The sequence below is a fragment of the Paenibacillus sp. BAC0078 genome, assembly GCF_054483875.1.
The window spans coordinates 1-506 of the sequence record NZ_JBTLRW010000082.1 but is presented as its reverse complement, the minus strand read 5'-3'; the positions used below and the strand labels follow the sequence as shown (position 1 = coordinate 506).

Here is a 506-nt window from a genome sequence, read left to right as displayed (position 1 = left end):
TTCGGACACCCCCGGATCAAAGCTTGCTTACAGCTCCCCGAGGCAGTTTCGTTGTTCGCCACGTCCTTCGTCGGCTCCTGGCGCCTAGGCATCCTCCGTGTGCTCTTATTAGCTTAACCTCGATTTTTCCGCTAGGAAAATATCGGACATTGAATTTCTTCAAAAGCCGTTATCTCCGCAAGAAAATCGTTAGCATCGCCATTAATTTTAAACTTGTTTACACAAGTTCAGCTTAAAGGAATGTTCTAAAACGCATTTTCGTTTCGGTATCCAGTTTTCAAGGATCAAGTTTCTTGCTTTTGAGAGCTTCAACTCTCAAAACTGAGCAACGAGTGAGTAACTAACCGACCTGGTTAGATTTTAGATTTGAATGTCTTCGTTTCAGAAGACGATTCTCCATAGAAAGGAGGTGATCCAGCCGCACCTTCCGATACGGCTACCTTGTTACGACTTCACCCCAATCATCTACCCCACCTTCGGCGGCTGGCCCCCTTGCGGGTTACCCC

General features: G+C 46.8%; 2 rRNA genes. Both read right to left on the bottom strand.

Annotation, left to right across the window (positions count from 1 at the left end):
- Positions 1-119, bottom strand: a 23S ribosomal RNA gene (locus ACX1DY_RS31535); the annotation flags it as partial.
- Between the two features lie 283 nt (positions 120-402).
- Positions 403-506 (bottom strand): 16S ribosomal RNA (locus ACX1DY_RS31530); the annotation flags it as partial.